Source organism: Streptomyces sp. NPDC058880, from assembly GCF_042742535.1.
Classification (GTDB): domain Bacteria; phylum Actinomycetota; class Actinomycetes; order Streptomycetales; family Streptomycetaceae; genus Streptomyces.
On record NZ_JBHYMC010000032.1, the window covers coordinates 15,303 to 37,014 of the forward strand.

At 73.0% G+C, this 21,712-nt stretch carries 25 protein-coding genes; 6 read left to right on the plus strand and 19 right to left on the minus strand.

The window, feature by feature from the left end:
- Positions 1–32 precede the first annotated feature (32 nt).
- Positions 33–437, plus strand: coding sequence for a hypothetical protein (locus tag ACFW2G_RS19260; RefSeq protein WP_384448247.1), 405 nt, complete (start codon positions 33–35; stop codon positions 435–437).
- A 97-nt stretch (positions 438–534) separates the two neighbouring features.
- Here ACFW2G_RS19260 and ACFW2G_RS19265 read toward each other — a convergent pair whose 3' ends face one another.
- The 6 genes from ACFW2G_RS19265 to ACFW2G_RS19290 form a co-directional block, all read right to left on the minus strand.
- On the minus strand, positions 535–765 hold the full coding sequence (locus ACFW2G_RS19265; RefSeq protein ID WP_037920656.1) for a hypothetical protein: 231 nt from the start codon (positions 763–765) through the stop codon (positions 535–537).
- Positions 766–820: 55 nt separating this feature from the next.
- Entirely contained in the window at positions 821–1,198 is a 378-nt protein-coding gene (locus tag ACFW2G_RS19270) for a hypothetical protein (protein WP_384452611.1), read from the minus strand.
- 103 nt (positions 1,199–1,301) lie between these two features.
- Positions 1,302–1,901 (minus strand): hypothetical protein, encoded by a 600-nt coding sequence (locus ACFW2G_RS19275; RefSeq protein ID WP_384583090.1) that lies wholly within the window; start codon positions 1,899–1,901, stop codon positions 1,302–1,304.
- Between the two features lie 231 nt (positions 1,902–2,132).
- Positions 2,133–2,375 (minus strand): hypothetical protein, encoded by a 243-nt coding sequence (locus tag ACFW2G_RS19280; RefSeq protein ID WP_384583093.1) that lies wholly within the window; start codon positions 2,373–2,375, stop codon positions 2,133–2,135.
- Positions 2,376–2,395: 20 nt separating this feature from the next.
- Positions 2,396–3,145 (minus strand): CbtA family protein, encoded by a 750-nt coding sequence (locus ACFW2G_RS19285; protein WP_037920663.1) that lies wholly within the window; start codon positions 3,143–3,145, stop codon positions 2,396–2,398.
- 62 nt (positions 3,146–3,207) lie between these two features.
- Positions 3,208–3,423 carry a CbtB-domain containing protein gene (locus ACFW2G_RS19290; protein WP_037920665.1) on the minus strand — a complete coding sequence of 72 codons (216 nt, stop codon included), beginning with the start codon at positions 3,421–3,423 and terminating at the stop codon, positions 3,208–3,210.
- Positions 3,424–3,611: 188 nt separating this feature from the next.
- On the opposite strand from ACFW2G_RS19290, the gene ACFW2G_RS19295 reads away from it, so the two are divergent.
- Positions 3,612–4,076, plus strand: coding sequence for a histidine phosphatase family protein (locus ACFW2G_RS19295; RefSeq protein WP_384583096.1), 465 nt, complete (start codon positions 3,612–3,614; stop codon positions 4,074–4,076).
- 63 nt (positions 4,077–4,139) lie between these two features.
- Here the strand turns inward: ACFW2G_RS19295 and pucL are convergent, their stop codons facing one another.
- The 5 genes from pucL to ACFW2G_RS19320 form a co-directional block, all read right to left on the minus strand.
- Entirely contained in the window at positions 4,140–5,057 is a 918-nt protein-coding gene (gene pucL / locus ACFW2G_RS19300) for a factor-independent urate hydroxylase (RefSeq protein ID WP_384452597.1), read from the minus strand.
- Between the two features lie 261 nt (positions 5,058–5,318).
- A complete protein-coding gene (locus ACFW2G_RS19305) occupies positions 5,319–6,668 on the minus strand; it encodes an aspartate aminotransferase family protein (RefSeq protein ID WP_384452594.1) in 1,350 nt (449 codons plus the stop codon).
- Positions 6,669–6,715: 47 nt separating this feature from the next.
- A complete protein-coding gene (locus ACFW2G_RS19310; RefSeq protein WP_384583099.1) occupies positions 6,716–7,087 on the minus strand; it encodes a hypothetical protein in 372 nt (123 codons plus the stop codon).
- A gap of 201 nt (positions 7,088–7,288) precedes the next feature.
- Positions 7,289–7,492, minus strand: coding sequence for a cold-shock protein (locus tag ACFW2G_RS19315; protein WP_030030412.1), 204 nt, complete (start codon positions 7,490–7,492; stop codon positions 7,289–7,291).
- A 281-nt stretch (positions 7,493–7,773) separates the two neighbouring features.
- Positions 7,774–8,514: a PP2C family protein-serine/threonine phosphatase gene (locus tag ACFW2G_RS19320; RefSeq protein WP_384452587.1), complete on the minus strand. Its 741-nt coding sequence runs from the start codon at positions 8,512–8,514 to the stop codon at positions 7,774–7,776.
- A 154-nt stretch (positions 8,515–8,668) separates the two neighbouring features.
- On the opposite strand from ACFW2G_RS19320, the gene ACFW2G_RS19325 reads away from it, so the two are divergent.
- From ACFW2G_RS19325 to ACFW2G_RS19335, 3 genes are all read left to right on the plus strand, one after another.
- Positions 8,669–8,968, plus strand: coding sequence for a hypothetical protein (locus tag ACFW2G_RS19325; protein WP_037921385.1), 300 nt, complete (start codon positions 8,669–8,671; stop codon positions 8,966–8,968).
- Between the two features lie 69 nt (positions 8,969–9,037).
- On the plus strand, positions 9,038–10,414 hold the full coding sequence (locus tag ACFW2G_RS19330; RefSeq protein ID WP_037921386.1) for an FAD-binding oxidoreductase: 1,377 nt from the start codon (positions 9,038–9,040) through the stop codon (positions 10,412–10,414).
- A gap of 97 nt (positions 10,415–10,511) precedes the next feature.
- Entirely contained in the window at positions 10,512–10,940 is a 429-nt protein-coding gene (locus ACFW2G_RS19335; protein WP_384452583.1) for a hypothetical protein, read from the plus strand.
- 111 nt (positions 10,941–11,051) lie between these two features.
- Here the strand turns inward: ACFW2G_RS19335 and ACFW2G_RS19340 are convergent, their stop codons facing one another.
- Both ACFW2G_RS19340 and ACFW2G_RS19345 read right to left on the minus strand, forming a co-directional pair.
- Positions 11,052–11,615, minus strand: coding sequence for a potassium channel family protein (locus ACFW2G_RS19340; RefSeq protein WP_384452580.1), 564 nt, complete (start codon positions 11,613–11,615; stop codon positions 11,052–11,054).
- 66 nt (positions 11,616–11,681) lie between these two features.
- Positions 11,682–12,365 (minus strand): GAP family protein, encoded by a 684-nt coding sequence (locus ACFW2G_RS19345; protein WP_384583102.1) that lies wholly within the window; start codon positions 12,363–12,365, stop codon positions 11,682–11,684.
- 175 nt (positions 12,366–12,540) lie between these two features.
- Here ACFW2G_RS19345 and ACFW2G_RS19350 point away from each other — a divergent pair, with 175 nt between their 5' ends.
- Positions 12,541–12,933 carry an SHOCT domain-containing protein gene (locus tag ACFW2G_RS19350; RefSeq protein WP_384583105.1) on the plus strand — a complete coding sequence of 131 codons (393 nt, stop codon included), beginning with the start codon at positions 12,541–12,543 and terminating at the stop codon, positions 12,931–12,933.
- Between the two features lie 73 nt (positions 12,934–13,006).
- On the opposite strand, the gene ACFW2G_RS19355 is transcribed toward ACFW2G_RS19350, so the two are convergent.
- The 6 genes from ACFW2G_RS19355 to ACFW2G_RS19380 all read right to left on the minus strand — a co-directional run bounded on the left by ACFW2G_RS19355 (position 13,007) and on the right by ACFW2G_RS19380 (position 21,490).
- Entirely contained in the window at positions 13,007–14,392 is a 1,386-nt protein-coding gene (locus ACFW2G_RS19355) for a hypothetical protein (RefSeq protein WP_384452574.1), read from the minus strand.
- A gap of 125 nt (positions 14,393–14,517) precedes the next feature.
- The gene (locus ACFW2G_RS19360) at positions 14,518–17,082 is read right to left on the minus strand and encodes an ABC transporter permease (protein WP_384452571.1); all 2,565 of its coding nucleotides are present in this window, start codon (positions 17,080–17,082) and stop codon (positions 14,518–14,520) included.
- Positions 17,083–17,161: 79 nt separating this feature from the next.
- Positions 17,162–17,968, minus strand: a complete 807-nt coding sequence (locus ACFW2G_RS19365) for an ABC transporter ATP-binding protein (protein ID WP_384583108.1) — start codon at positions 17,966–17,968, stop codon at positions 17,162–17,164.
- Between the two features lie 223 nt (positions 17,969–18,191).
- Positions 18,192–18,824: a response regulator gene (locus tag ACFW2G_RS19370; protein WP_384452614.1), complete on the minus strand. Its 633-nt coding sequence runs from the start codon at positions 18,822–18,824 to the stop codon at positions 18,192–18,194.
- A 110-nt stretch (positions 18,825–18,934) separates the two neighbouring features.
- Entirely contained in the window at positions 18,935–20,635 is a 1,701-nt protein-coding gene (locus ACFW2G_RS19375) for a sensor histidine kinase (protein WP_384583111.1), read from the minus strand.
- A 108-nt stretch (positions 20,636–20,743) separates the two neighbouring features.
- The gene (locus ACFW2G_RS19380; protein ID WP_037920686.1) at positions 20,744–21,490 is read right to left on the minus strand and encodes a VOC family protein; all 747 of its coding nucleotides are present in this window, start codon (positions 21,488–21,490) and stop codon (positions 20,744–20,746) included.
- Between the last annotated feature and the right edge of the window lie 222 nt (positions 21,491–21,712).

Here is a 21,712-nt window from a genome sequence, read left to right on the forward strand (position 1 = left end):
GTGCCCTGGATGATGGGAGAGAGGAGCCCGTCATGGCACATGCGGCACCCGCTGCCCCCCGGCAGCACCGGCAGATGGCGGACATGACCCACCTGAGCAAGGGCGCCTACGTGAGGCCGCTGCTCCTCGGAACGGTCTACGGGGTCTGGTGCGCGTTCATCGACCGTCACCAGGGCCCGGTCACCGCGGCCAACGTCCTCTACGGCATCCTCTGCGGCCTGATCTTCGCGGGCATCATGTTCGTCCTGGCCAGGGTCGGCCCGCGGATGATGCGCGAGCTCCACGCCGCCGCCTACGGAGCCTTCGGCGGCATCGCGGTGGGCTACCTGCACAGCCTCACCAACGAGTCCATCCTCAGCTCCGTGGTGATAGGCCTGGCGGTCGCCGTGGGCGTCGGCGCCACCGCCTTCTACCGCTACTACACGCACGAGGACTGAGCGCGCCCGCACCGCCGGCCCTGCACAGGGGCGCCGGCTCCCCCGCCCCCGACTGCGGGCGGGGGAGCCGGCGCCCCTGCACGTCCGGGCGCGGCCGCTACGCGGCCGAGTCGCCGGCCGCCGTCCTGATGCCCGCCGACCGCGGGGTGACGGTCCGCGGGGTGACGGCCGCCTGCGCGGCGGTGCCCCGCTGCGGATCGCCCTCGTCCTCGACGGACGGGGCCGGGGTCTTCGGCGGAGCGGTCGTCTCGGGCTGGCGGACGGGCGCGAAGCGCGAGACCTCGGCGCGGAGCATGGCGTTCAGTGCGGCGTACGGGTCGATGGGCATGGCGGAACCTCGCGGTGCTCGGAGGGTGGGGGGACGCGCTGGGGGCTCGGCCCGCTCAGCAGCGCAGCACCACACTCCGCACGGTCCGCAGGGACAGGTCCGGTTCGGCCACCCCCGTGCGGGGGCCGCGCCCCGGGAGGCCGCCCTGTTTCACGTGAAACACCGCGAGCGGGATCCGCTGGGCGCAGGCGGCCCCGCGCGCTGCCGACCGTACGGCGGCGCGTACCTCCGGATCCGCTGCGGGATCGGACGGACCCTCCACGGGTTCGCCGGGCTCGCCGGGAGCCGCTGGTTCCACGGGGGCCGATGACGCGGAGCGGTGTTCCGCCGGGTCCGCGCCGGCCGGACCCGCACCGAACACGCACAGCAGCACGACGCAGGCCGCGGTGAGCGCCCTCGTCAGCCCCGTGTGTGCGTGTCGCCTCCAGGTCATGCGAGGGGTGTGCCCCGCCGCGCCGGAAGACTCCCGGACGGACCCCGATAAGCGCCCGACCGGAGGACGAAGACACCTCCCTCGGCTGACAGTCCGCCAGACCTCAGCTGCTGCTGCGGTGACCGGTCAGCCGGGCCAGTACGGCGGTCTCCCCGCCGATCAGCCGCAGTTGGGCACGGTCGGGAGTCTCCGGCGGCCCGGACGCCCTGCCGGGTGAGATCCGTACGACGGTGAACACGGCCGTACGGCGGTCCGCGCGCGGGATCTCGATCGTCCGGCCCCGGCGCAACTCCCCCAGCCGCAGACCGGCTCCGGTGACCACGGCGGTCCCGGCGGCACCCGGCGCCGGACCGGAGGAGTCCCAGGACGCCTCCTCGCCGTCGTCGCCCAACGGCACGTCGACGCCCAGACTCGGGATGCGCAGCCGCAGGGGGCGGGCCGCGCGCAGCGGGCCGGAGACCGTCCTCAGCGGCCCAGCCGCGGCCCCTTGCGGTCGGGGCGCCCTCGCGCGGTCGCTCTCGCCGGACTGTTCCAGCTCCCGCACCAGGCGGCGGTGGCCGGACAGTCCCAGCGCCCGCGAGGGCAGTGCGTCGTCGGTGACCGCGGCCGCGGGCGCGGCGCCCTCGGTCCGCTGCAACACCACCACGGTGGTACACAGCAGAGCCACCGTCAGAGACGCGACGACCCACTTGGCGCGGGGCATGGCATTCCCTCCTGTCCGGCTCGTGCGGCCGGGTCATGTGAGCAGTGGACACTTCCTCTGCCCATCGGCACACCGTGAAACACGAGGGACTGACGCGGAGTCACGGGCGTGTCGTCGCGCGAACGGGGAGTTTGCGCAGCTCGCGCCGGTTCGGTCCACCGTCGGCCGGGGGTGGCGCGGATTCGTCCCAACGGGTGAGGGGCGAGGTGGCCGGAGGTGACGCCCGGGGTGTCACATGACGACGGCCGCCGTGCCCGCCCCCATGAACGCGGCGGCCAGGTGCACGGCCGGATGGCCGTAGTCGCCGTACCAGAGGTGGCGAGCCAGGCCGCCGAGCGCGGCCAGGGCGGCGATGACGCTGATCTGGCCGAACAGGGTGACGGCGCAGCAGGGGGCCAGGAGCAGCAGGAAGGAGTTCAGCCAGAAGGGTGCGGCACCCGTCCAGCCCCGCCACTCCCTGATCGCCGTCGCCATGGACTATCGGCCTTTCATCGTCAATTCGTCGGCTGCACAGCCTCCTTGGGTGCGGAAGCGGGCACAAGGGCCCGGTCGGCTAGAAAACCGAAGGCCAGGCCGAAAGTCGTCCACAACGTGCTCTGGACGGCCAGGGACGCGAGGCGGAACTCCCAGAGCAGTGCGGCGGGGAACCCGGCCGGGACCTCGCTCACGCCGGGCAGGACGGCGTACGAGATGCCGATGAGCAGGGCGAAGGCCGCACCGGCGGCGACCGACGCGTTCCCGTTCCCGAGCCCGGGCGCGAGCCGGCGCCCGAGGATGACCGCTGCCGCCGCCAGCAACGCGCTCAGGACGATCATCAGGAGGTAGAGGGCGGTCCGCCGGGCAGCGGTGGCGGGGTCTCCGACGGCCGGGGGGTTGGCGGGGTACTTGAAGAAGGGGACCAGGGTCACGACGACGAACAGGCCCGCGGTGACCAGGGCCGCCGTGGCCCGCGGGCCGAAGCGGCCGATGCGGCCGAGCGCGAAGCAGTACACGAGCGCGGCGAGACCGCCGAGCGCGACGCCGTAGAGCACGACGCCGGTACCGAGACCGGCCGTGGCCTGGAGGGCCCGGCTGACGGGAGCCTCCCCGCCGTGGTCGTGTCCGGCCGCGGCCTCTTCGACGGCGATGGCCGCGTCCACCGCGGACTCACCCAGGAGGTACGCGACGAGGAAGGCGGCCGTGCCGGCCAGCAGGCCGGCGAGCATGCCGCGGACGAGCAGGGTGCGGGGTGATGCGGAGTTCATGTTCGATTCCCTTGCTGAGACGGATCCCTTGCCGAGGGGTGGTCGGTGGCAGGGGAAACGGGTCAGTGGCAGGGGAATCCCAGCAGGTGGCGGCCGTCGTGCAGCCACTCGTGGATGGTTTCGCCCTCGAAGAGGGCGGTGGCACCCTGCTCGGCGCCGACGAAGTAGAGCAGGACCAGCATCAGGACGCCGACGAACACCGCCCAGGGGGCGAGCGCGGAGAGCGAGATGGGGGCGATGGCGGGGGCGTTCGTCGTGGGCACGGCGGAGTTGGCCATTGCAGAACCTCCAGAGGGAACACGCGTCCCGGTCAGTGGTGCGCTCGACGACGGTGGCGGGTCTGACTTGCCTCCCCGCGGGGAGGTTTCACAGTGGCGCGACCGTGCCGGATTCTCACCGGTGCTTCCGTCGTACCGTCGTCATGGACTTGTCTCGTTCGTGACGGTACCGCGCTTACGCTCCCCTTATGAAGAGTCAGTTGGTGCGTGTTCACCTCGCGCGCCCCCCTTTGGACACTGCGGCCCGTCAGGGCCGTTTCGGTCACGCGCGGCCATGTCCCGGCTACGAGGGACTGCGCGGGCCGGACGTCGGGCAGTGGGCCGGACGCACCCTGGAGGAGGTCGCGGCCGAGACTCCGGAGGACCTGCACGCCTGGCTGACGGACCCCGGGTACGCACCCCCGGGCGGCGAGTCCGTGGACGCGCTGATCGCCCGTGTCGGCGCCGAGCTGGCCGGCCTGGCCCCGGGCACACACCGGGCCGAGGTCGAGCAGGCGGTCGTACGGGCGGCCGTGGTGTACGCCCTGAAGCTCCCGCCGGCGGCCTTCTGGCGGCTCGACGTAAGGCCGCAGTGGGTGACCACCCTGACCGGGCGCGCCGGTCGCTGGAACCTCCTCGTCGGCCGGCCCGAGGACGAACTGCCGCACACGTAGCGGAAGACCGGGCCCGGACCCCGCGACGCGGTCCGGGCCCGGCTCACGGGCCGTGCGGGCCGGCTACGCCACGATCCAGTCGGACGTCGCGATCACCGGCTGCACCCCGTCACGGTGGACGGTGCCCTCGATCAGGCCGTACATGCGGTCCGCCGCGAAGTAGACCTCGTTGTCGTTCTTGAGGCCGAAGGGCTCCAGGTCGACCAGGAAGTGGTGCTTGTTGGGGAGGTTGAGCCGCACCTCGTTGACTCTGGGGCAGTTGTCGAGCACCCGCTCGGCCATCTGGTTCAGGGTCTGCTGCAGGGAGTACGAGTAGGTCTCCGCGAAGGCCTCCAGCATGTTCTTGCGGACCTTCTTGTACGCCTGGTCCCAGTCGTGGCCGGGGTCGTCGGCGGCCAGCGCCGAGTGCGCCCAGCGCGCGGTGACCTTGGTCGCCAGGATCCGGTCGTACGCCTCCTTGAGCGTCGTGTACTTGTCCTTGATGTACCCGTGGAACTCGGAGTTCGTCGAATTCATCACCGTGAGGTCCTTCAGGCCCGAGATGACCTGGAGACCCGTGGTCTCGCTGTAGGTGATCTGCGCGGTGCGCACCTCCTGACCCTTGAGCGCGAAGGAGTGCTGCTCCTTCCGCGTCGGGACCGGGATGCGCTCCCAGGCGAATTCCTCGATGCGGATCTGGGCCTCGCGGATCGGCGCCTGCGAGGACACGAAGTGCTTGGCGAGCAGGATGCCGAAGGCCTCCGGGGACTCGATGCCGTGCTCCTTGCCGAAGGCGTACACCGTGTTCTTGGTGGTGTCGGTCGGCAGGCAGTTGGCGTTGTCGCCGGTGAGGTGGACGTCGCGGAACTCACCGCGGAGCGCGACCGAGACGTTGAGGTCGCGGATCTCGTGCCAGGAACCGTCATTGCCCTTGCGGGTGACCTTCACGATGCGGTTCTCGGCCTTGCCGTACTGGTTCTGCGCCAGGACGTGCTTGCTCATGCTGTCTTCCTTCGGGTACTCGGGAACACGGAGTCCGTACTACTGGGACCCGTACGCCCGGCGTCCAGCGGTCTTCCCGCTCCCCGCCGTTCGGCCCCGAGGGGCCGCCCCGGGACTGACGTGCATCCCGGTCCGTAGGTGCTTGGCCTGTTTTGCGTTCGCGGCCTGCACGGATTGCAGCACGTGTGCGGCGGGTTGACCACCGTACGGATCCTCCGAACACCGGCACCGCAGGATTGGGCGACCCCACAGACGCACAGGTCAGACGGTGTGTGCGTCAGCCACCGTCAGCGCCTCGTCGAGAATGCGCAGCCCCTTCTCCACGTCCTGGGGCGCAATGTTGCAGGCCGGTGCGATGTGGATCCGGTTGCCCGCGACGAGCGGCCAGAGCCCGCCTTTCTTGCACGCGGCCGCGAGCTCCGCCATCGGCGCGTTGTCCGCCCCGGCGGCGTTGTACGGGACCAGCGGCTCGCGCGTCCGCTTGCTGCGGACGAGTTCGAGGGCCCAGAACGTGCCGAGGCCCCGAACCTCCCCGACCGAGGGGTGGCGCTCGGCGAGCGCGCGCAGGCCGGGTCCGAGGAGCTCGGCGCCGGTGCGCGCGGACTGCTCGACGATGCCCTCCTCCTCCATCACGCCGATCGTGGCCACGGCGGCCGCGCAGGCCAGCACGTGCCCGGAGTAGGTCAGCCCGCCCGGGTAGGGCCGGCGGGCGAAGGTCTCGGCGATCGCCGCCGAGATGGCGACCCCGCCGAGCGGCACGTAGCCGCTGGTCACGCCCTTGGCGAAGCAGAGCAGGTCGGGGGTGACGTCCCCGTGCTCGGAGGCGAACCACTTCCCCGTGCGCCCGAAGCCGACCATGATCTCGTCGAGGATGAAGACGATGCCGTAGCGGTCGCAGAGCGCCCGCACTCCGGGAAGGTAGCCGTCGGGGTGCACGAGCACGCCGGGGGCGCCGCCGACGGTCTCCAGGATGATCGCGGCGATGGACTGGGGACCCTCGAAGACGATGGTGTCCTCAAGGTGGCGCAGGGCCCGCTCGCACTCCTCGGCCTCCGTCGTCGCGTAGAAGGGCGAGCGGTAGGCGAAGGGGCCCCAGAAGTGCACGACGCCGGCGGTCGCGGAGTCGTTGCCGAAGCGGCGGGCGTCACCGGTCAGGTTGATCGCGGTGGAGGTGGCGCCGTGGTACGACCGGTAGGCCGACAGCACCTTCGGGCGCCCGGTGTGCAGCCGGGCCATGCGGACGGCATTCTCCACTGCCTCGGCCCCGGCGTTGGTGAAGAAGACCTTGTCGAGGTCGCCCGGGGTGCGCTCGGCGATCAGCCGGGCCGCCTCGGAGCGCACGTCGACGGCGAAGCCGGGTGCGACGGTGCACAGCCTGGCCGCCTGCTCCTGGATGGCCGCGGTGACCTTGGGGTGCTGGTAGCCGATGTTCGTGTAGACCAGGGCGCTGGAGAAGTCGAGGTAGCGGTTGCCCTGGTAGTCCCAGAAGTACGAGCCCTCCGCGCCGGCGACGGCGAGCGGGTCGATGAGCTCCTGCGCCGACCAGGAGTGGAAGACGTGCTTCCGGTCAGCGTCTTTCACGGTCGTGAGGGCGTCGGCTTCTGCGTTCATAAAACGAGAGTAGTCGTCCAGGATGTGGACACGGGGTGGGTCGCCGGTCACTTGTCGGAGTAGCTGAAATCTCCGACGGTCCAGGCACTGACGTCGGCCACGGCGATCCGGTACATGCCGCCCGTCTCGGGGATGCCCACCGGGCCCTGGAGGATGCGGGCCACGTGGAAGTGCAGGTGGGAGGGCGGTCCGGCGGGACGTCTGGCCGGGGTTCCGGGCGAGCTGAAGACCTCGGCGAACGGGCCCAGCTGGTCGGAGTCCCGCAGGACCTCGGCCACGCGCTGGCGCCAGACGTGCTCGGGGGCGAGGCGGCCGGTGATGACGGCGCCGTTCACGACGACCGTCAGGGACATCTGATTGGTCTGCTCCGACTCGACCATGGCGGCGATGTCGCGGAGCAGGTCGTCAGGGATCGACATGGGCAGGGACTCTAGCAAGCGGCGCCGGCCGCGGCCGGCGCTTCCGCCGCGACGGCGGCCGATTCCCGGCGGGCGCGGGGCGGGCGGGCGCGGGGCGGGCATGGCCGCGGCCCGCACGCAGAGGTGCGGGCCGCGGGCCCGTCCGCCCGGACGTCGGCTTCGGTCTCGCCGTCGGCCTCGGCTTCGGTCTCCGCTTCGGCGTCAGGCGGGAACGATGTTCTCGGCCTGCGGTCCCTTCTGGCCCTGCGTGACGTCGAAGGTGACCTTCTGGCCCTCCTGGAGCTCACGGAAGCCGGAAGTGGCGATGTTCGAGTAGTGGGCGAAGACGTCCGCCCCGCCGCCCTCCTGCTCGATGAAACCGAAACCCTTTTCCGCGTTGAACCACTTCACGGTGCCGGATGCCATGCGAATTCTCCTTTGGGGCCTTGCCCGGGCCGCACTGTGCGGACCCGGCGTCGCCGAGATGATTGCCCCGACCGGACATGTGAACCGGAAATGAAAAGTGCGCCCACCGGAAGATAGGGTGAGAGCACTTGTAAGTTTTTTTGGGGACCACAACCGCAACTGGCGTCACCGTAGCACAGTGATTACCGGAGAGCCGGGAAAGCCTTTCCGTTTGGATATTCGGCGCCGCGCCTCCCGATATACGGTCCTGAAATCCAATGAAAGGTCGTACGGTCATATGGTCAGGCCCCGATGCGCAGCAGTGCGAGGGTGATGTTGTCCGGGCCTCCCGCGTCGATCGCGGCCTTCCACAGTTCGAAGGCCGCTCTGCCATCGTCGTGCACCCGCAGCAGTTCCTCGATCGTGTCGTCCGGCACCGGGTCGGTCAGCCCGTCGCTGCACACCAGGTAGCGGTCGCCCTCCGCCAGCGCGAAGGTCTCGATGTGCGGGGTGATCGCACGGCGGCCGCGGCTTCCCCCGAGCACCTGCGTGACGGCCGAGGTGGTGCGGTGGCCGGGCGCCGGGGGCGGGCTGTCGTCCACGCTCACCTGGTGCAGTCCGTCGCGGGCCGCGTGGAACACCTTGCTGTCGCCGACGTTGAAGGACAGCAGCGACTCGGTCAGCACGAGCGCACCCGCGACGGTGGTCCCCATCGCGGTCAGGTCGGGCCGGCCGTCGGCGGCCGAGTACACGGCGTCGTTGCACAGGTCCAGCGCGTCACCGACGGCCTCGGCGCAGTTCAGTGCGGGGCCGAGCGAGGAGAGCTGGCGGACCACGAGCTCGCTGGCCACCTCCCCCGCCGGCTGCCCGCCGAGCCCGTCGGCGACCGCGACGACCAGCGGTCTGCCGAACGGGAACACCAGCGTCTGGGGGTTCTGGGTCACGGTCCCGCACAGGGTCCACGGCCCGATCACGAGGCTGTCCTCGTTGTGCTCGCGGACCAGCCCGACATGGCTCAGGGCGGTCACAGCTATGTACGCCACTCGACGTCCCGCCTCTCCGCAACGGCACCGGAAGACGCGTCCTTCGCCACCATTGTCGCGCCGCTCCGGCATGCGGGGCGCGGTCTGCCGGAGGACGCTGGTCCTGGAGCTGCCTGTCTCCCGACGGCGGCCGGGCCAGGAAGGACTGCCGCAGATGTTCGCGAGGCTGAGCACCTACCAGGGTTCCCCCGTCCCCGCGGAGGGAGACCTGGAAGCGCATTCGGAGGAGATCGTCCGGCAGGTGCGGGACGCGCCCGGCTTCCGGGGCGTCTACTACCTGGTCGACCGGGCCACCGGTCAGGCCAGGTCGCTGACCCTGTGGGAGGACGAGCGGAGCATGCGGGACAGCGAGGAACTCGCCGACCGGATCCGCGAGGAGACCGCCCGACGGGAGGGGCAGCAGGTCGTCAGGGTCGAGCACTTCGAGGTGGGCTTCAGCCATCTGGGGCCGTAGCGGCAGCACCCGGCGCACGCGTCTCGGCGCGGCGTGAGAGCGACGTACGAAGGACGAGGAGCGATGGTCATGGGCAAGCTCTCGATCGACCAGCTGCGGGAACGCGTACGCGGAGCGGTCGTCACACCCGGCGACGACGCCTACGAGGAGGCGCGGGCCGTCCACAACGCCATGATCGACCGGAGGCCGGCCGCCGTCGTGCGGTGCGCCAACACCGGGGACGTCATGGCGGTGGTGGACTTCGCGCGGGAGAACGGGCTGGACCTCGCGGTGCGCGGCGGCGGCCACAGCGTGCCCGGCTTCGGCACCTGTGACGACGGCGTGGTCGCCGACCTGTCCGGCATGCGCGGGGTGCGCGTCGACGCCGCGCGCCGCACGGCCCGTGCGGAGGGCGGCGCGACCTGGGGCGACTTCAACGCGGCGACCTACGCCTACGGGCTGGCCACCACCGGAGGGATCATCTCGACCACCGGCATCGGCGGACTCACCCTCGGCGGCGGCATCGGCTACCTGTCCCGCGGACTGGGCCTGAGCTGCGACAACCTGATCTCGGCCGATGTGGTGACGGCGGACGGCCGCGTCGTGGTCGCGAGCGAGGAGGAGAATCCGGACCTCTTCTGGGCGCTGCGCGGCGGCAGCGGGAACTTCGGCGCGGTGACCTCGTTCGAGTACCGGCTGAGCCCGGTCAAGGACATCTACGGCGGACCGATGCTCTTCGAGTTGGACGACGCCGCCACGGTGCTGCGCTCCTTCGCCGACTACATCGCCGACGCCCCGGAGCAGCTCGGCGGCTTCCCGGCCTTCCAACTGGCCCCTCCGCTGCCGTTCATCCCGGAAGACCGGCACGGCGACCCCTTCGCCCTGATCGTGGCGTGCTGGACCGGGCCGCTGGACGAGGGTGAGCGGGCCCTGCGGCCCTTCCGCGACATCGCGCCGGTGGTCGCGGAGCACGTCGGCCCCATGCCGTACCCGGCCCTCAACAGCGCGTTCGACGCGCTCGTTCCGCCCGGTCTCCAGCACTACTGGAAGGCCAACTTCGTGACGGAGCTGACCGACTCCGCGATCGAGGCGCACCTGGTGCACGGCCCGAAGGTGCCCGTCGTGAACTCGACGGTGCACATCTACCCGATCAACGGCGCCTGCCACCGCGTCGGACCGGACGAGACGGCCTTCGCCTACCGCGACGCCAACTTCGCCACCGTCATCGCCGGGATGTGGCCGGACCCCGCGGACAACGAGGCGAACACCGCCTGGGTCCGCGACTACTACGAGGCCACCGCACCGCACTCGGAGGAGGGCGGCTACATCAACTTCATGGCCGAGGACGACCAGAGCCGCATCAGGGCCAACTACAAGGGGAACTACGACCGTCTGGCCGAGGTCAAGCGGACCTACGACCCGGGCAACCTCTTCCACCTGAACCAGAACATCCAGCCCGCCGCCTGAGGGCGTGCGGATGCGGAGCGTGTCCGGTTGTGCATAGTTTGTCGTAGTACCGGAAGATCCCGTACGCCTGGTTTGCCTGATCGAGGAAGGCCCCTCCATGAAGCGTTTCCCGGTGGTCGGTGTGCTCTGCCTGAGCGCGGTGTTCGGCCTCAGCGCGTGTTCCGACGACAGTCCCTCCCCCGCCGAGGAGGCCACCGAGGCCGCGGCCGCCCTGTGCACGGACCTGAACGCCCTCAAGGCCGACAACGCCAAGCTGAAGGCCCTGGATCCGGCCGTCGCCACCAAGGACCAGGTCAAGGACGCCTACGACGCCGTCCAGCAGGACTGGGAGAACGTCAAGGAGAACGCGAACAAGCTGAAGGACGCGGAGCGCGAGGCGGTGCAGTCCGCCGCCGAGAACCTCAAGAAGGGCTATCAGGACCTGCCGGGCGACACGACCGGCCAGGCCGCGCTCACCCAACTGCAGCCGCAGATCCAGTCGCTGGAGCAGGCCACGACGGCCGCCGCCTCCGGTCTGAAGTGCTGACGGCCGGGTGACCGCCCGGATCCCCCTCCCTCTGTGCGGAAAGGACCCCGTCCGGTTCCCGGGCGGGGTCCTTTCTGCGTACGGCGCGGGCGCGCGGACCCGGGGGGTGGCTCAGAGCTCCTCGTCGTCCGTGCCCGGCGGTTCCCCGTGATCCCCGCCGGCCCGCCTGCGCATTCCGATCTTCATCGCACCGAAGAGGGCCTTGGCGATCACGCCCACCACGATCAGGTCGGCGATCATCTGCACGGTGACCAGCACCCGCCCGGTCCCGGTCGTGGCGACGATGTCGCCGAAGCCCACGGTCGCGAACACCGTGACCGTGAAGTAGAGGGCGTCCGTCCGGTCCAGGGGCTCGGTGAAGCTCGCCGGGACGTTCTCGGACAGCATGAAATACGTCGCTGAGAAGATCATCAGGAAGAGCGGTACGGCGGTCGCCATGGCCTCAAGAGCGCTCAGCCTCGGATACTCCGACCGGGTGATGGCATTGACCTGCCAGACCGTCAGCAGGGTGAAGGCGAGCAGGCCCAGCACGAGGGTGAGGACGGTCAGGGCGCCGAACCCGCCCTCCATCGGCGCCAGGTAGTACAGCCCGGTGAGCACGACCACCGAGCCGGTCCCGCGCAGGCAGTGGCCCAGCAGGGCGCGCCGCCGGCGGCGGGCTGCATTGCGTTCCATGCCTTCAGGAGAACGGCCCGGACCGCATCCGGCGACCGGAGCACCACGCCCGTCCGCGGGCCGCCGTCAGCGCGTGAGCTCGTACAGGCTCCTGCCCACCAGCCACAGGCCCAGGACGAGGCAGGCGAGGACGATCGCAGGGTCCTTGTGGTCCGACAGCCACGCCCGCATCCCGGTGAGCGCCAGCGCGGCCCGCTCGGGCGCGAACACCATGAACAGCTCCATCGCCAGGAGGGTGGAGGAGGCCAGGACGCAGAAGCCGAACAGGGCCAGGTACGTGGCGCCGTCGGACAGGTTCGCCTCGACGACCGTCGCGGCGGCCGCCCCCACCATCCCCCACGGCTGGAGGAGTACCGCGATTCCGGCCGCCGACCACGCGGACGCCCGGTCCATGCGGGAGAGCGCGCGCGGCTCCTCGGCCGGTCCGGATTCCGCCCCTTCCGCTTCCGGGGCGACGCCCCCCACCGGGCGCCGCCGGCGCCGGTGTTCGGCGTACCCGACCAGCGCGATGCCGATGGCCAGCCGGACCGCGAGGCCCGCGGTGGACGGTGGGGAGCGCGGCGGCGGGGGCTGGCCCCCGGTGAGGAGGAGGACGACGGCGATCACGGCGACGAGGCAGCCCAGCCAGGCGAGGATGAAGGCGAGCCCCTTCCACAGACCGCCGGGCGCGGACACCACCAGGACGAAGGCCATGATGGGCAGCGGATAGAGCGTGATGATCAGCCCGATGACGATCAGGTCAAGCACCATCGGCTTTTCCCCATCGGTGGGTCGGCCCCTCCCCGGGAAGGGGGAAGACAGTGCTCATGCGTCCATGGTCGCGTCGTCCCGCGCACGGGTGCAAAAGATGCCCCACCGGCTCCGCATGCGCCGCGGCGGAGCCGCCTGTATCACTGGAGTACCACGCGCACGATCGGAGTCGGATATGGACGACTATCCACTTCTCAACCTCTTCTGGACGATGCTGTGGTTCTTCCTGTGGGTCATGTGGTTCTTCCTGCTCTTCAAAGTCATCACGGACATCTTCCGTGACCACAGCCTGCACGGCTGGGGGAAGGCGGGATGGCTCATCCTGGTGCTGCTCGTCCCCTTCATCGGCGTGTTCGTCTACGTCATCGCCCGCGGCCGCAGCATGCACGAGCGCGACGCCAGGCAGGTCAAGGAGAACGAGGCGGCCTTCCGCTCGTACGTCCGGCAGGCGGCCGGCAGCGGCAGCGGCGGCAACGCGGACGAGCTGAGCAAACTCTCCGCGCTCAAGGACAAGGGCGACATCAGCCAGGAGGAGTTCGACCGGGCCAAGGCCAGGATCCTCGCCTGAGCCGCACGACCCGGGGCGGGTCCCGCCCCGCCCCGGGTCGGGGCCTGCCCGGCCTCATCCGCGCGCCGACCGGTCACCGGCTCCCGGCTCCCCGGTCACCCGGTCCCGGTGCCGCCCCCGCAGCGGGCGCCGCTCCGCCTTCCGTGCCGTCGGCGACCCGGCCGCCGGCCGCCAGCAGGGCCAGTACGGCAAGCACCACCAGCAGGATCAGCACCAGCAGCAGCACGGTCAGTACGGTCGGGTGGTTCCACAGGGCGAACACGAGCGCCACGGCGAGGAGCACGCCCACCGTGAGCGCGTGGCGGTGGGCCTCCACCCACCGGCCCGCCGTGCCGGTGTGCACCCCGTGCCCGGCGCCCCAGCGCGCCGCGGAGTCGGCCGTACGGTCGGCCCGCCCGCGCACGCCGCGCGGCAGACGGCCGGCGCCGGACAGATAGGCGCCGAGCGCCACGACGATCCCGAGGACCATCGCGGTCCGCAGACTGACCCGCAGGAAGCGCACCAGCGTGTCGAAGACGGCCGCTGCCGCAGCCGGGGACTGGACCTCCGCGGGCAGGTGGTCGAGGTAGTAGTGGCGGCCCACCACCAGGGCGACGGCGACGAGCAGGCAGGCGAACGCGGCGCACAGCGCGGTGGTCACCAGGGCCCGGCGCCGTCGCCGGGCGAGCAGCACGCCGGCCGCGCCGAGGACGACCGTAATGACGGGAAGCCAGTTCCCGAGGACGTCGAGCAGGTGCACCGCGCCCCGGATGCGGCCCAGCTCGTCGCTCTGGAAGAGCACCATCTGCTTGTCGACCTCGGGGATCTTGGCCGCCGGGGAGACCCCGGCGGCCACGAGCTCTTCCTTGACCTTGTCGACGGCCTCCCCGACATCGAGCGTCACGGTGCCGCCGTCGACCCCGACCGCGCCGCGGCCCTTGCCGGTGAGCGCGTGCACCACGGCGCCGTGGGCGGTGCGGTTGGCCACCGTCCACACGTCCTCGAACAGGTCGCTCTCCACGATCCGGGTCGCCACCCCGGAGACGACCTGGTCGGCGGCCGCGTCCAGCTGGGGGCCCAGCAACTTGACCGCCGAGCCCACGCTGGGCGGCAGCCCCTGGGACTCCAGCCACTTCGCCAGGTCGGCCGTGATTCGGGAGCCGTCCACCTTCGCATCGGCGGCCTCCGTGATGCGGTGGACGGCGGCCTGCTGGATCGCCGGGTTGGAGGCGAGCGGCCGCACCGTGGCGACGTACCGGTTGGTGTCCAGCACGATGTCGTGCACCCACACGGTGAGCAGGGAGACCGGCACGAGGATGCACGTCAGCGTGATCAGCACGGCCGAGAGGGCGCTCTTCGCGATCCGCCCCCCGCGGGATCCGCCGCCGGGGGCGGCCGGCGGGGCGGCCGGCGGGGTGGTCGGCGGGGTGGTCGGCGCCGCCCCGGGCGGGTCGCCGGGTGACGGGGACGGCTCGCTCATGGCACTCCCGGGGACGGCTGGGCAGCGACGGGGCGCGGCGGAAGGCCGCGCCCTGCCATTGGACCCGGACCGCCACGGGACGCGCCTGTTCAGCTGGGCCCTCCAGGTGACGGCCCTTCGGCCTGCTACGCGTCGGAGACCGCGCGCAGCGGGCTCAGCGCCGCCGCTCGTCGGGCGGGGACGACGGCGGCCGCCGCGCCGATCGCCAGGGACAGCAGACACACCAGCAGCAGGGTTCCCCACGGGACCACCAGCGCGTAGTGGGCCATGGCGCCGTTGGCCAGCGAGCCGACGGCCCAGGCGCTGAACACGCCGGCCAGCAGTCCCAGCAGGGTCCCGAAGGCGGCGACGATCACGGCCTCCAGCCGGATCATCCGCCGGACACCGGCCCGGTCCATGCCGATGGCGCGCAGCACGCCGATCTCCCGGGTCCGCTCGGCGACCGACATGGCCAGGGTGTTCACGATGCCGAGCGCACTGATCACGACGCCGATGGCGAGCAGCCCGTACATCAGGGTCAGCAGGTCGCCGACGCTGCCCGCGGCCTCGCGGACGAGTGCCTGCCGGTCCTGGACCTTCAGCAGCGGGTTGCCGCCCACCGCGGTGCGCAGCCGCTTCTCCACGGCGTCGGAGGCGGCGCCGTCGTCCGTGCGCACCAGGACCCGCTGGGCGGATCCGGGCAGGACGCCGTGCTGCCGCACCTCGCCGAGGTCGCCGAGCGCGTCGCCGGCCACGGGGTTGTCCTGGTAGACGCCGACGACCGTGTACGGGGTCAGGTCCCGGCCGCGTCCGATGCGGGCGGCGACCCGGTCGCCGGCGGCGAGGCCCTGCTCCCGGGCGAGGGAGGCGGAGACGGCGATCCGGCCCGGCCCGAGCCCCTTCGCGGAGCCGTCGACGAAGTCCAGCTCGATGACCGCGTCCACGACGGCCGGGTCCACCCCGGCGATCCGACGAACCCCGCCGCCGACGAACAGCGACACGTCCGCGACGGCCGCCGCGGTCCGCACCCCGGGGGCGGCGGCCACCCGCCGGACGGCGTCCGGGTCGATGCCCGCGGTGGGCGTGCGGGTGCCGATCACGTAGTCGGCGCCGAGTCCCGCCGCGGCCTGCCGGTCCAGGGCCTGCGCAGTGGAGTGGCCGACGACCGCGAGCCCGGCCACCAGCGCCGTACTGACCATCAGGGCGGACGCGGTGGCCGCGGTGCGCCGCGGGTCGCGCAGCGCGTTCTCCCGGGCGAGCCGGCCGACGGCCCCGAACCGGTCGACCGCCCGGCCCGCCAGCCGGATCACCGGCGCGGCGAGCAGCGGCGCGAGCACGATCAGGGCGACGACGAGGAGGCCGCAGGCGAGCATCGCGTCCTGGAGGTTGCGGACCGAGGCGTCCTTCACCCCGCTCAGCGACACCAGCAGCCCCGCGCCGAGGACGAGCGGGACCAGCCCGGCGGCGGCGCGCAGCCGCGAGCGCGTCGCGGACGGCGGCCGGTGCGCCGAGCGCATCGCCTCGACCGGCGCGACCTTCGCGGCCCTGCGGGACGGCAGCCATGCGGCGAGCACCGTGACGCCGACGCCGACGCCGAGCGCGGCCGCCACCGGACGCGGGCCGATCACCAGCGGCCCGTCGGGCAGCGCGTCCTGCGCGGTGCTGAGCAGGCCGGGCAGTACGGCCGCGACCCCGAGGCCGAGCAGGAATCCGGCGGCGGAGGAGACCAGGCCGACGAGCGCGGCCTCGGCGAGCACGGAGCCGGTCACCTGACGCCGCGAGGCCCCGATCGCCCGCAGCAGCGCGATCTCCCGGGTGCGCCGGGTCACCAGCATCGTGAAGGTGTTGACGATGAGGAAGGAGCCGATGAACAGCGAGATCCCGGCGAAGACCAGCGGCAGCTTGGCGTGCCCCCGGGTCAGGGTGCCGACGTAGAGGGCCTGCCCGGCGGCCTGGGCGGCGCCGGTGGTGGCCTCGGCCCGCCCGGCGGGCAGTACGGAGGCCACCCGGCCGGAGAGTTCGGCCTGGCTCGTGCCGGGCGCGGCGGCCAGGTCGATCCCGGTGTACCGGCCGGGTGAGGCGAACAGCTGCTGGGCGGTGGCCCGGTCGAACAGGGCGAGGGTGCCGCCCGCGGTGACCCGGGTGTCCTGCGTGGTCACGATGCCCACGAGCCGCTTGGCCATCACGGGGCCGTCGGTGGCCAGGGTGATCGTGTCGCCGAGGCGGAAGCGGCCGGCGGCGGCCGTGCCGCGGTCCACGGCGATCTCCCCGCCGGTGCGTGGTGCGCGGCCCTCGACCAGCGGGTAGCGGCTGTCCTGGCCGTCCGCGCCGGGTAGGTGGGCGGCGCCGAGGTTGGCCCAGGCACGGCCGGCCCGAAGCGGGGTGCCGTCCGAGGCGGACAGGGTGGCCGAGCCGTCGGCGGCGGGCCGTACGGCGGCGACACCCGGTACGCCGGCCAGCTTCCGTACCAGGGCGTCGTCCAGGACGCTCGTGCGGTCTTCGCCGGGTGGTGCGTCCGGGGCGTCCTTCGGGGTCACGGTCACCGCGATGCCGGCGAAGTTCTTCGAGGCGGCGGCGCGGTAGGCGGCGGCGGAGGAGTCGGCGAGGACGAGGGTGCCGGAGACGAGGGCGACACCGAGACAGACCGCGAGGACGGTCATGGCCAGACGGGCCGTGTGCGCGCGCAGGTTGCGCAGGACTGTTCGCAGCATGAGGAGCTTTCGGGGTGCGGGGTGCGGGGTGCGGGGTGCCGGTACCGGGAGACGGGGAGACGGGGGGGCGGTGCGCCGGTCAGCGGGTGCGGTGGCCCGCGCCCTCTCGGCGCATCCCGTGCCCGTCCCCGTTCCCGGGCCCGTCCTCGACCCCGAGCATCAGGTCGAGGACGGCGGCGCAGGACGGCTCGTGCAGTTCGTCGACGACGTGGCCGTCGGCGAGGAACAGGGCCCGGTCCGTGGAGGCGGCGGCCGCCGGGTCATGGGTGACCATCACCACCGTCTGCCCCAACTCCCGTACGCAGTCGCGCAGGAAGCCGAGGATCTCGGCGCCGGAGCGCGAGTCGAGGTTCCCGGTCGGCTCGTCGGCGAAGACGATCTCGGGGCGGGAGATGAGCGCCCGCGCCACCGCGACCCGCTGTTGCTGGCCGCCGGAGAGCTCGGCCGGGCGGTGGCCCAGCCGGCCCGCCAGTCCGACGGTGGCGACGACGGCCTCCAGCCAGGCGGCGTCGGGCCGGCGCCCGGCGAGCCGTAGCGGCAGCGTGATGTTCTCCAGTGCGGTCAGGGTGGGCAGCAGGTTGAACCCCTGGAAGACGAAGCCCACCTTGTGCCGCCGCAGTGCGGTCAACTGCCGGTCGTTTAGCGAGGACAGCTCGGTGGCGCCGATGCGAGCCGAGCCGGAGGTCACCGTTTCCAGTCCGGCCAGGCAGTGCATCAGTGTGGACTTGCCGGATCCGGAGGGGCCCATGACGGCGGTGAACCTGCCCCGGGCGAAGTCGACCGTCACCGCGTCCAGGGCGGTGACCCGGGTGTCCCCCTTCCCGTACACCTTGGTCAGACCGGTGGCGCGGGCGGCCGGTTCGGGGGAAGGAGAGAACTGAGACATGGGGACTCCGCCTCGGGTGCGAGGAGCGACGGTCCGCACCCGACAAGGGCGGCCGGACCGGGGGACGCATCCATGCTCACCGTCCTGACCTGCGCGGACATCGTGCTGGAGGCGGGAGTTGAGCTATGTCCCGAGGAAGGCGGGGGCCCGCCGCCTCTGCCTTCGGGCACAGCCGGGGCGGGGCCGCCTCCGCCTTCGGGCAGAGGCCGGCGCAGGGCCGCCGTCAGGAGGCCAGGCCCGTCCGGTGGGCGAGGAGGGCCGCCTGCACCCGGCTCGCCGAGCCGGTCTTCTCCAGGATCGCGCCCACGTGCGTCTTCACCGTGCCGATCCCGATGCCGAGCCGTCCGGCGATGTCCTGGTTCGACAGACCCTCGCCCAGCATCGAGAGGACCTCTCGTTCCCGTGCGGTGAGCCGCGCGATCCGCTCGTCCGCGGGCGCCGGTGCGGACCCGGAGCCGTCGCGGCCGCCGCCGCGCAGCATCCGGGCGATCACCGACCCCGTCACGCCCGGGGAGAGCACGGAGTCGCCCGCGGCGGCCGCGCGTACCGCGGCGATGAGCTCCTGCGGGCCCTCGTCCTTCAGGAGGAAGCCCGCGGCGCCCTCGCGCAGCGCCGTCAGGACGTTGTCCTCGTCGCCGAAGGTCGTCAGCATCACCACGCGCGGCGCGGGATCGAGGGCGAGCAGCGGTGCGATCGCGGCCAGACCGTCGCACACCGGCATCCGGATGTCGACCAGCGCCACGTCGGGCAGGTGGGCGGCGGCCAGTGCGACGGCCTGCCGTCCGTCGGCGGCCTCGGCGACGACGTCGATGTCACCCGCGTGCCGCAGGATCAGGCGGACGCCGTGCCGGATCATCGTCTCGTCGTCGGCGAGCAGGACACGGACGGGCCGGAGGGGCCGGGCGGGCTGGGCGGGCCCGGTGGGTCCGGTGGGTCCGGTGGGTCCGGTGGGCGGGACGGGCTCGGTCACGGGATCTCCCAGGGAGTGGAGTCCCGGACGGCCGGGACGACGAACCGGTCGACGGCGATCAGCCGCTGCGCCGCGTCGAAGCAGTAGCGGGCGATGAGCAGGCCGCCGGGGTGCCGCTCCGTGGCGCCGTTGAAGGGGTAGAGGCAGCCCGCCGCACCGGCCGGACGCGGCGGCTCGTGGCCGGTGGCAGCGGCCCGTACGGCGCCGTTGTCATGAACGCCGAGCGCCGACACCTCCCCGTATGTCATGCCGACGCGCGGCAGCGGGGCGGGCCCGGTGCGGCCGGACGGCTGGGCGGCGTACACGAAGGCGATCCCGACGACCATGAGCGCGGACAGCGCGGCCAGCCCCAGGCCGAGCGTCAGGAACGCAGCGGTCCCGCGCCCGTCGGGCCCGGCCGCGGGCGGTCCCGCCGCGGGCGGTCCGGTGACGGGCGCTTCGAGGGTGGACGGTGGCCGGGAGGCGTCTGGCGCGGATGCGGTGCGCCCGGAGGCGGGGCCGCCCGCGGGCTCGGCCGGCAGGGCCGCCGCCACCCGGAAACCGCCGGACGGCAGCGCGGCGGCTTCGAACGTCCCGCCGAGCAGTTCGACCCGCTCGCGCAGTCCGGTCAGGCCGCGCCCGGTGCCTGCTTCCGCCACGGGCGCCGGCGGCCCGGGGCGCGCCCCGTTGCGCACACCGACCCGCACCTGCCCGCCGCCGTGCCGGACCGCCACGGTGACGTGCGCGTCCGGCGCGTAGCGGTGCACGTTCGTCAGGCCCTCCCGTACGACGCGGTGCACCGCCCGCCGGACCGGTGCGGGGCGGGCGTCGAGGTCCGGTCCCGTCCAGTCGAGCCGTACCGCGATCCCCCCGTTGCGCGACTGTGCGACCAGCGCCTCGATGTCGGTGCGCGTGCCGGTGGCGTCGGTGAGCGGATCGGGCCCGGTGTCGCGGCCGAGCGGCCCGAGCACGCCGAGGGCCTGGCGCAGCTCGCGCATGGCGTCGCGGGTGGTGCGCCGCACCAGGACGGCTTCCTCGCGCAGCTCCGGCGCGGCCCGTTCCAGAGCCAGTTCCAGCCCTCCGGCGTGCAGCGACACCAGGCTGAGCCGGTGGCCCACCAGGTCGTGCATCTCGGCGGCGATACGGGACCGCTCGTGGATGCGGGCCTCGCTGTCGGCCAGCCGGCGGGCCCGTTCGGCCGCGTCACCGCGCTCGCGCAGCGCCCGTACCAGGCGGCCCTGCTGCCCCTGCGCCGTGCCCACCAGGCCCGGGACGACCACGGCGGTCGGCGCGAGGGCCAGGCCGAGCGCCAGCCCGTACGCCGCCGACCCGGGGCCGAGCCACGGCCCGGCCGCCGTCGCGCAGACCACCAGGAGGAGCCCGGCGCAGGCCAGCAGCCGGGCCCGCGGCCGCGGCCGGGCCGTCCGGCGGGCCACGCAGTAGGCGGCCGCGGCCGTCACCGGCCCGACGGCCGGCACCGCTCCGGCCAGCGCGGCGAGCGCCGTGAGCAGCACGGCCCCGGGCAGTCGCCGGCGTAGCGCGAAGAGCCCGGTGCCCACGGCGAGGACCGCGAGCTGGAGGGACGGGTGGGGCAGGAACCCGAGGCGGCCGACGACCGCGTACACGCCCAGGCCGAGCAGGCCGGCGAGGCCCGCACCGGCCGTCCGCGCGACCGGGCGGCCGCGGGCAGGGTGCGGCGAAAGGCTGATGGGTCCCACGCCGACCAGTATCGATGCCGGATTCCGCGCCGGCATGGGCCGCGCGGACGATCCGCCCCTCTGCCGAAGGGCAGAGGGGCGGGGGGATCGGACGGGGACGGCGCCCGATCAGAAGGGGACGGCGACGTCCGGCCCGACGATCCCGAACAGCGCGCCCTCCGGGTCCCTCAGGGTGATCTCGTGCGGGCCGGGACCGGCGTCCGCCACCGAGACGGTGCTGCCGCCCAGGGAGGTCGCCGCCTTCACCGCGGTCTCCGGGTCGGGCACCCGGAAGTGGACGTGCCAGTGCGGCCGCAGGTGCGGGTCGGGTGCCTGGGCGAGCGTTCCGCCGTGCAGGCGGGCCACCGTGCGGCCCGCGTGGCGGAGCAGGATGCGGTTGTCCTCCTCCACGTAGGCGACCTCGCAGCACCCGGTGTGGGCACCGGCCCATTCCAGGACCTCGCCGTAGAAGATCGCGGCGTCGAAGGCGTTCCTGGTGCGCAGTTCGAGCCAGGCGGGCGCGGCCTCCCCGCCCATGCCCCAGTCGGGGATGGCGTCGCCCTGCCAGATCCCGAAGACCGCGCCGTCGAGGTCGGCGGCGAGCGCCGCGCGTCCCGTACCGAAGGCGAGGGGGCCGACGGCGACGGTCCCGCTGCGTTCGAGGATGCGCGAGGCGGTGACGTCGGCGTCGTCGACGGCGAAGTACGGGGTCCAGGTGACGGGGACCGTGACACCGGCGGGCACCGAACCGAGTCCGGCCACCGGGATCCCGTCACTGAACCCGACGGCGAAGCCCTCGCCGAGCCGGTCGCCGCCGAACCGCCAGCCGAGGACGGCGCTGTAGAAGGCCTGTGCGGCACCGACGTCGCGGGCCATGAGGCTGACCCAGCAGGGTGCGCCGAATGTTTCGTGACTCGATGTCGACACGCCTGTCATCCCCATCCGCCGGTGCGGCCCCCGGATGCCCCTCCCACGGTACTCGCGGGAGCTCCCGGGAAACGTCGGCCAACATCCTCGTGGTGCCACTGCCGCCGCCCACGCCGACACGGCGACCGGCACCCCACCCGGCGGAACGCCTCCCGTACGCCGCCGGTCGGC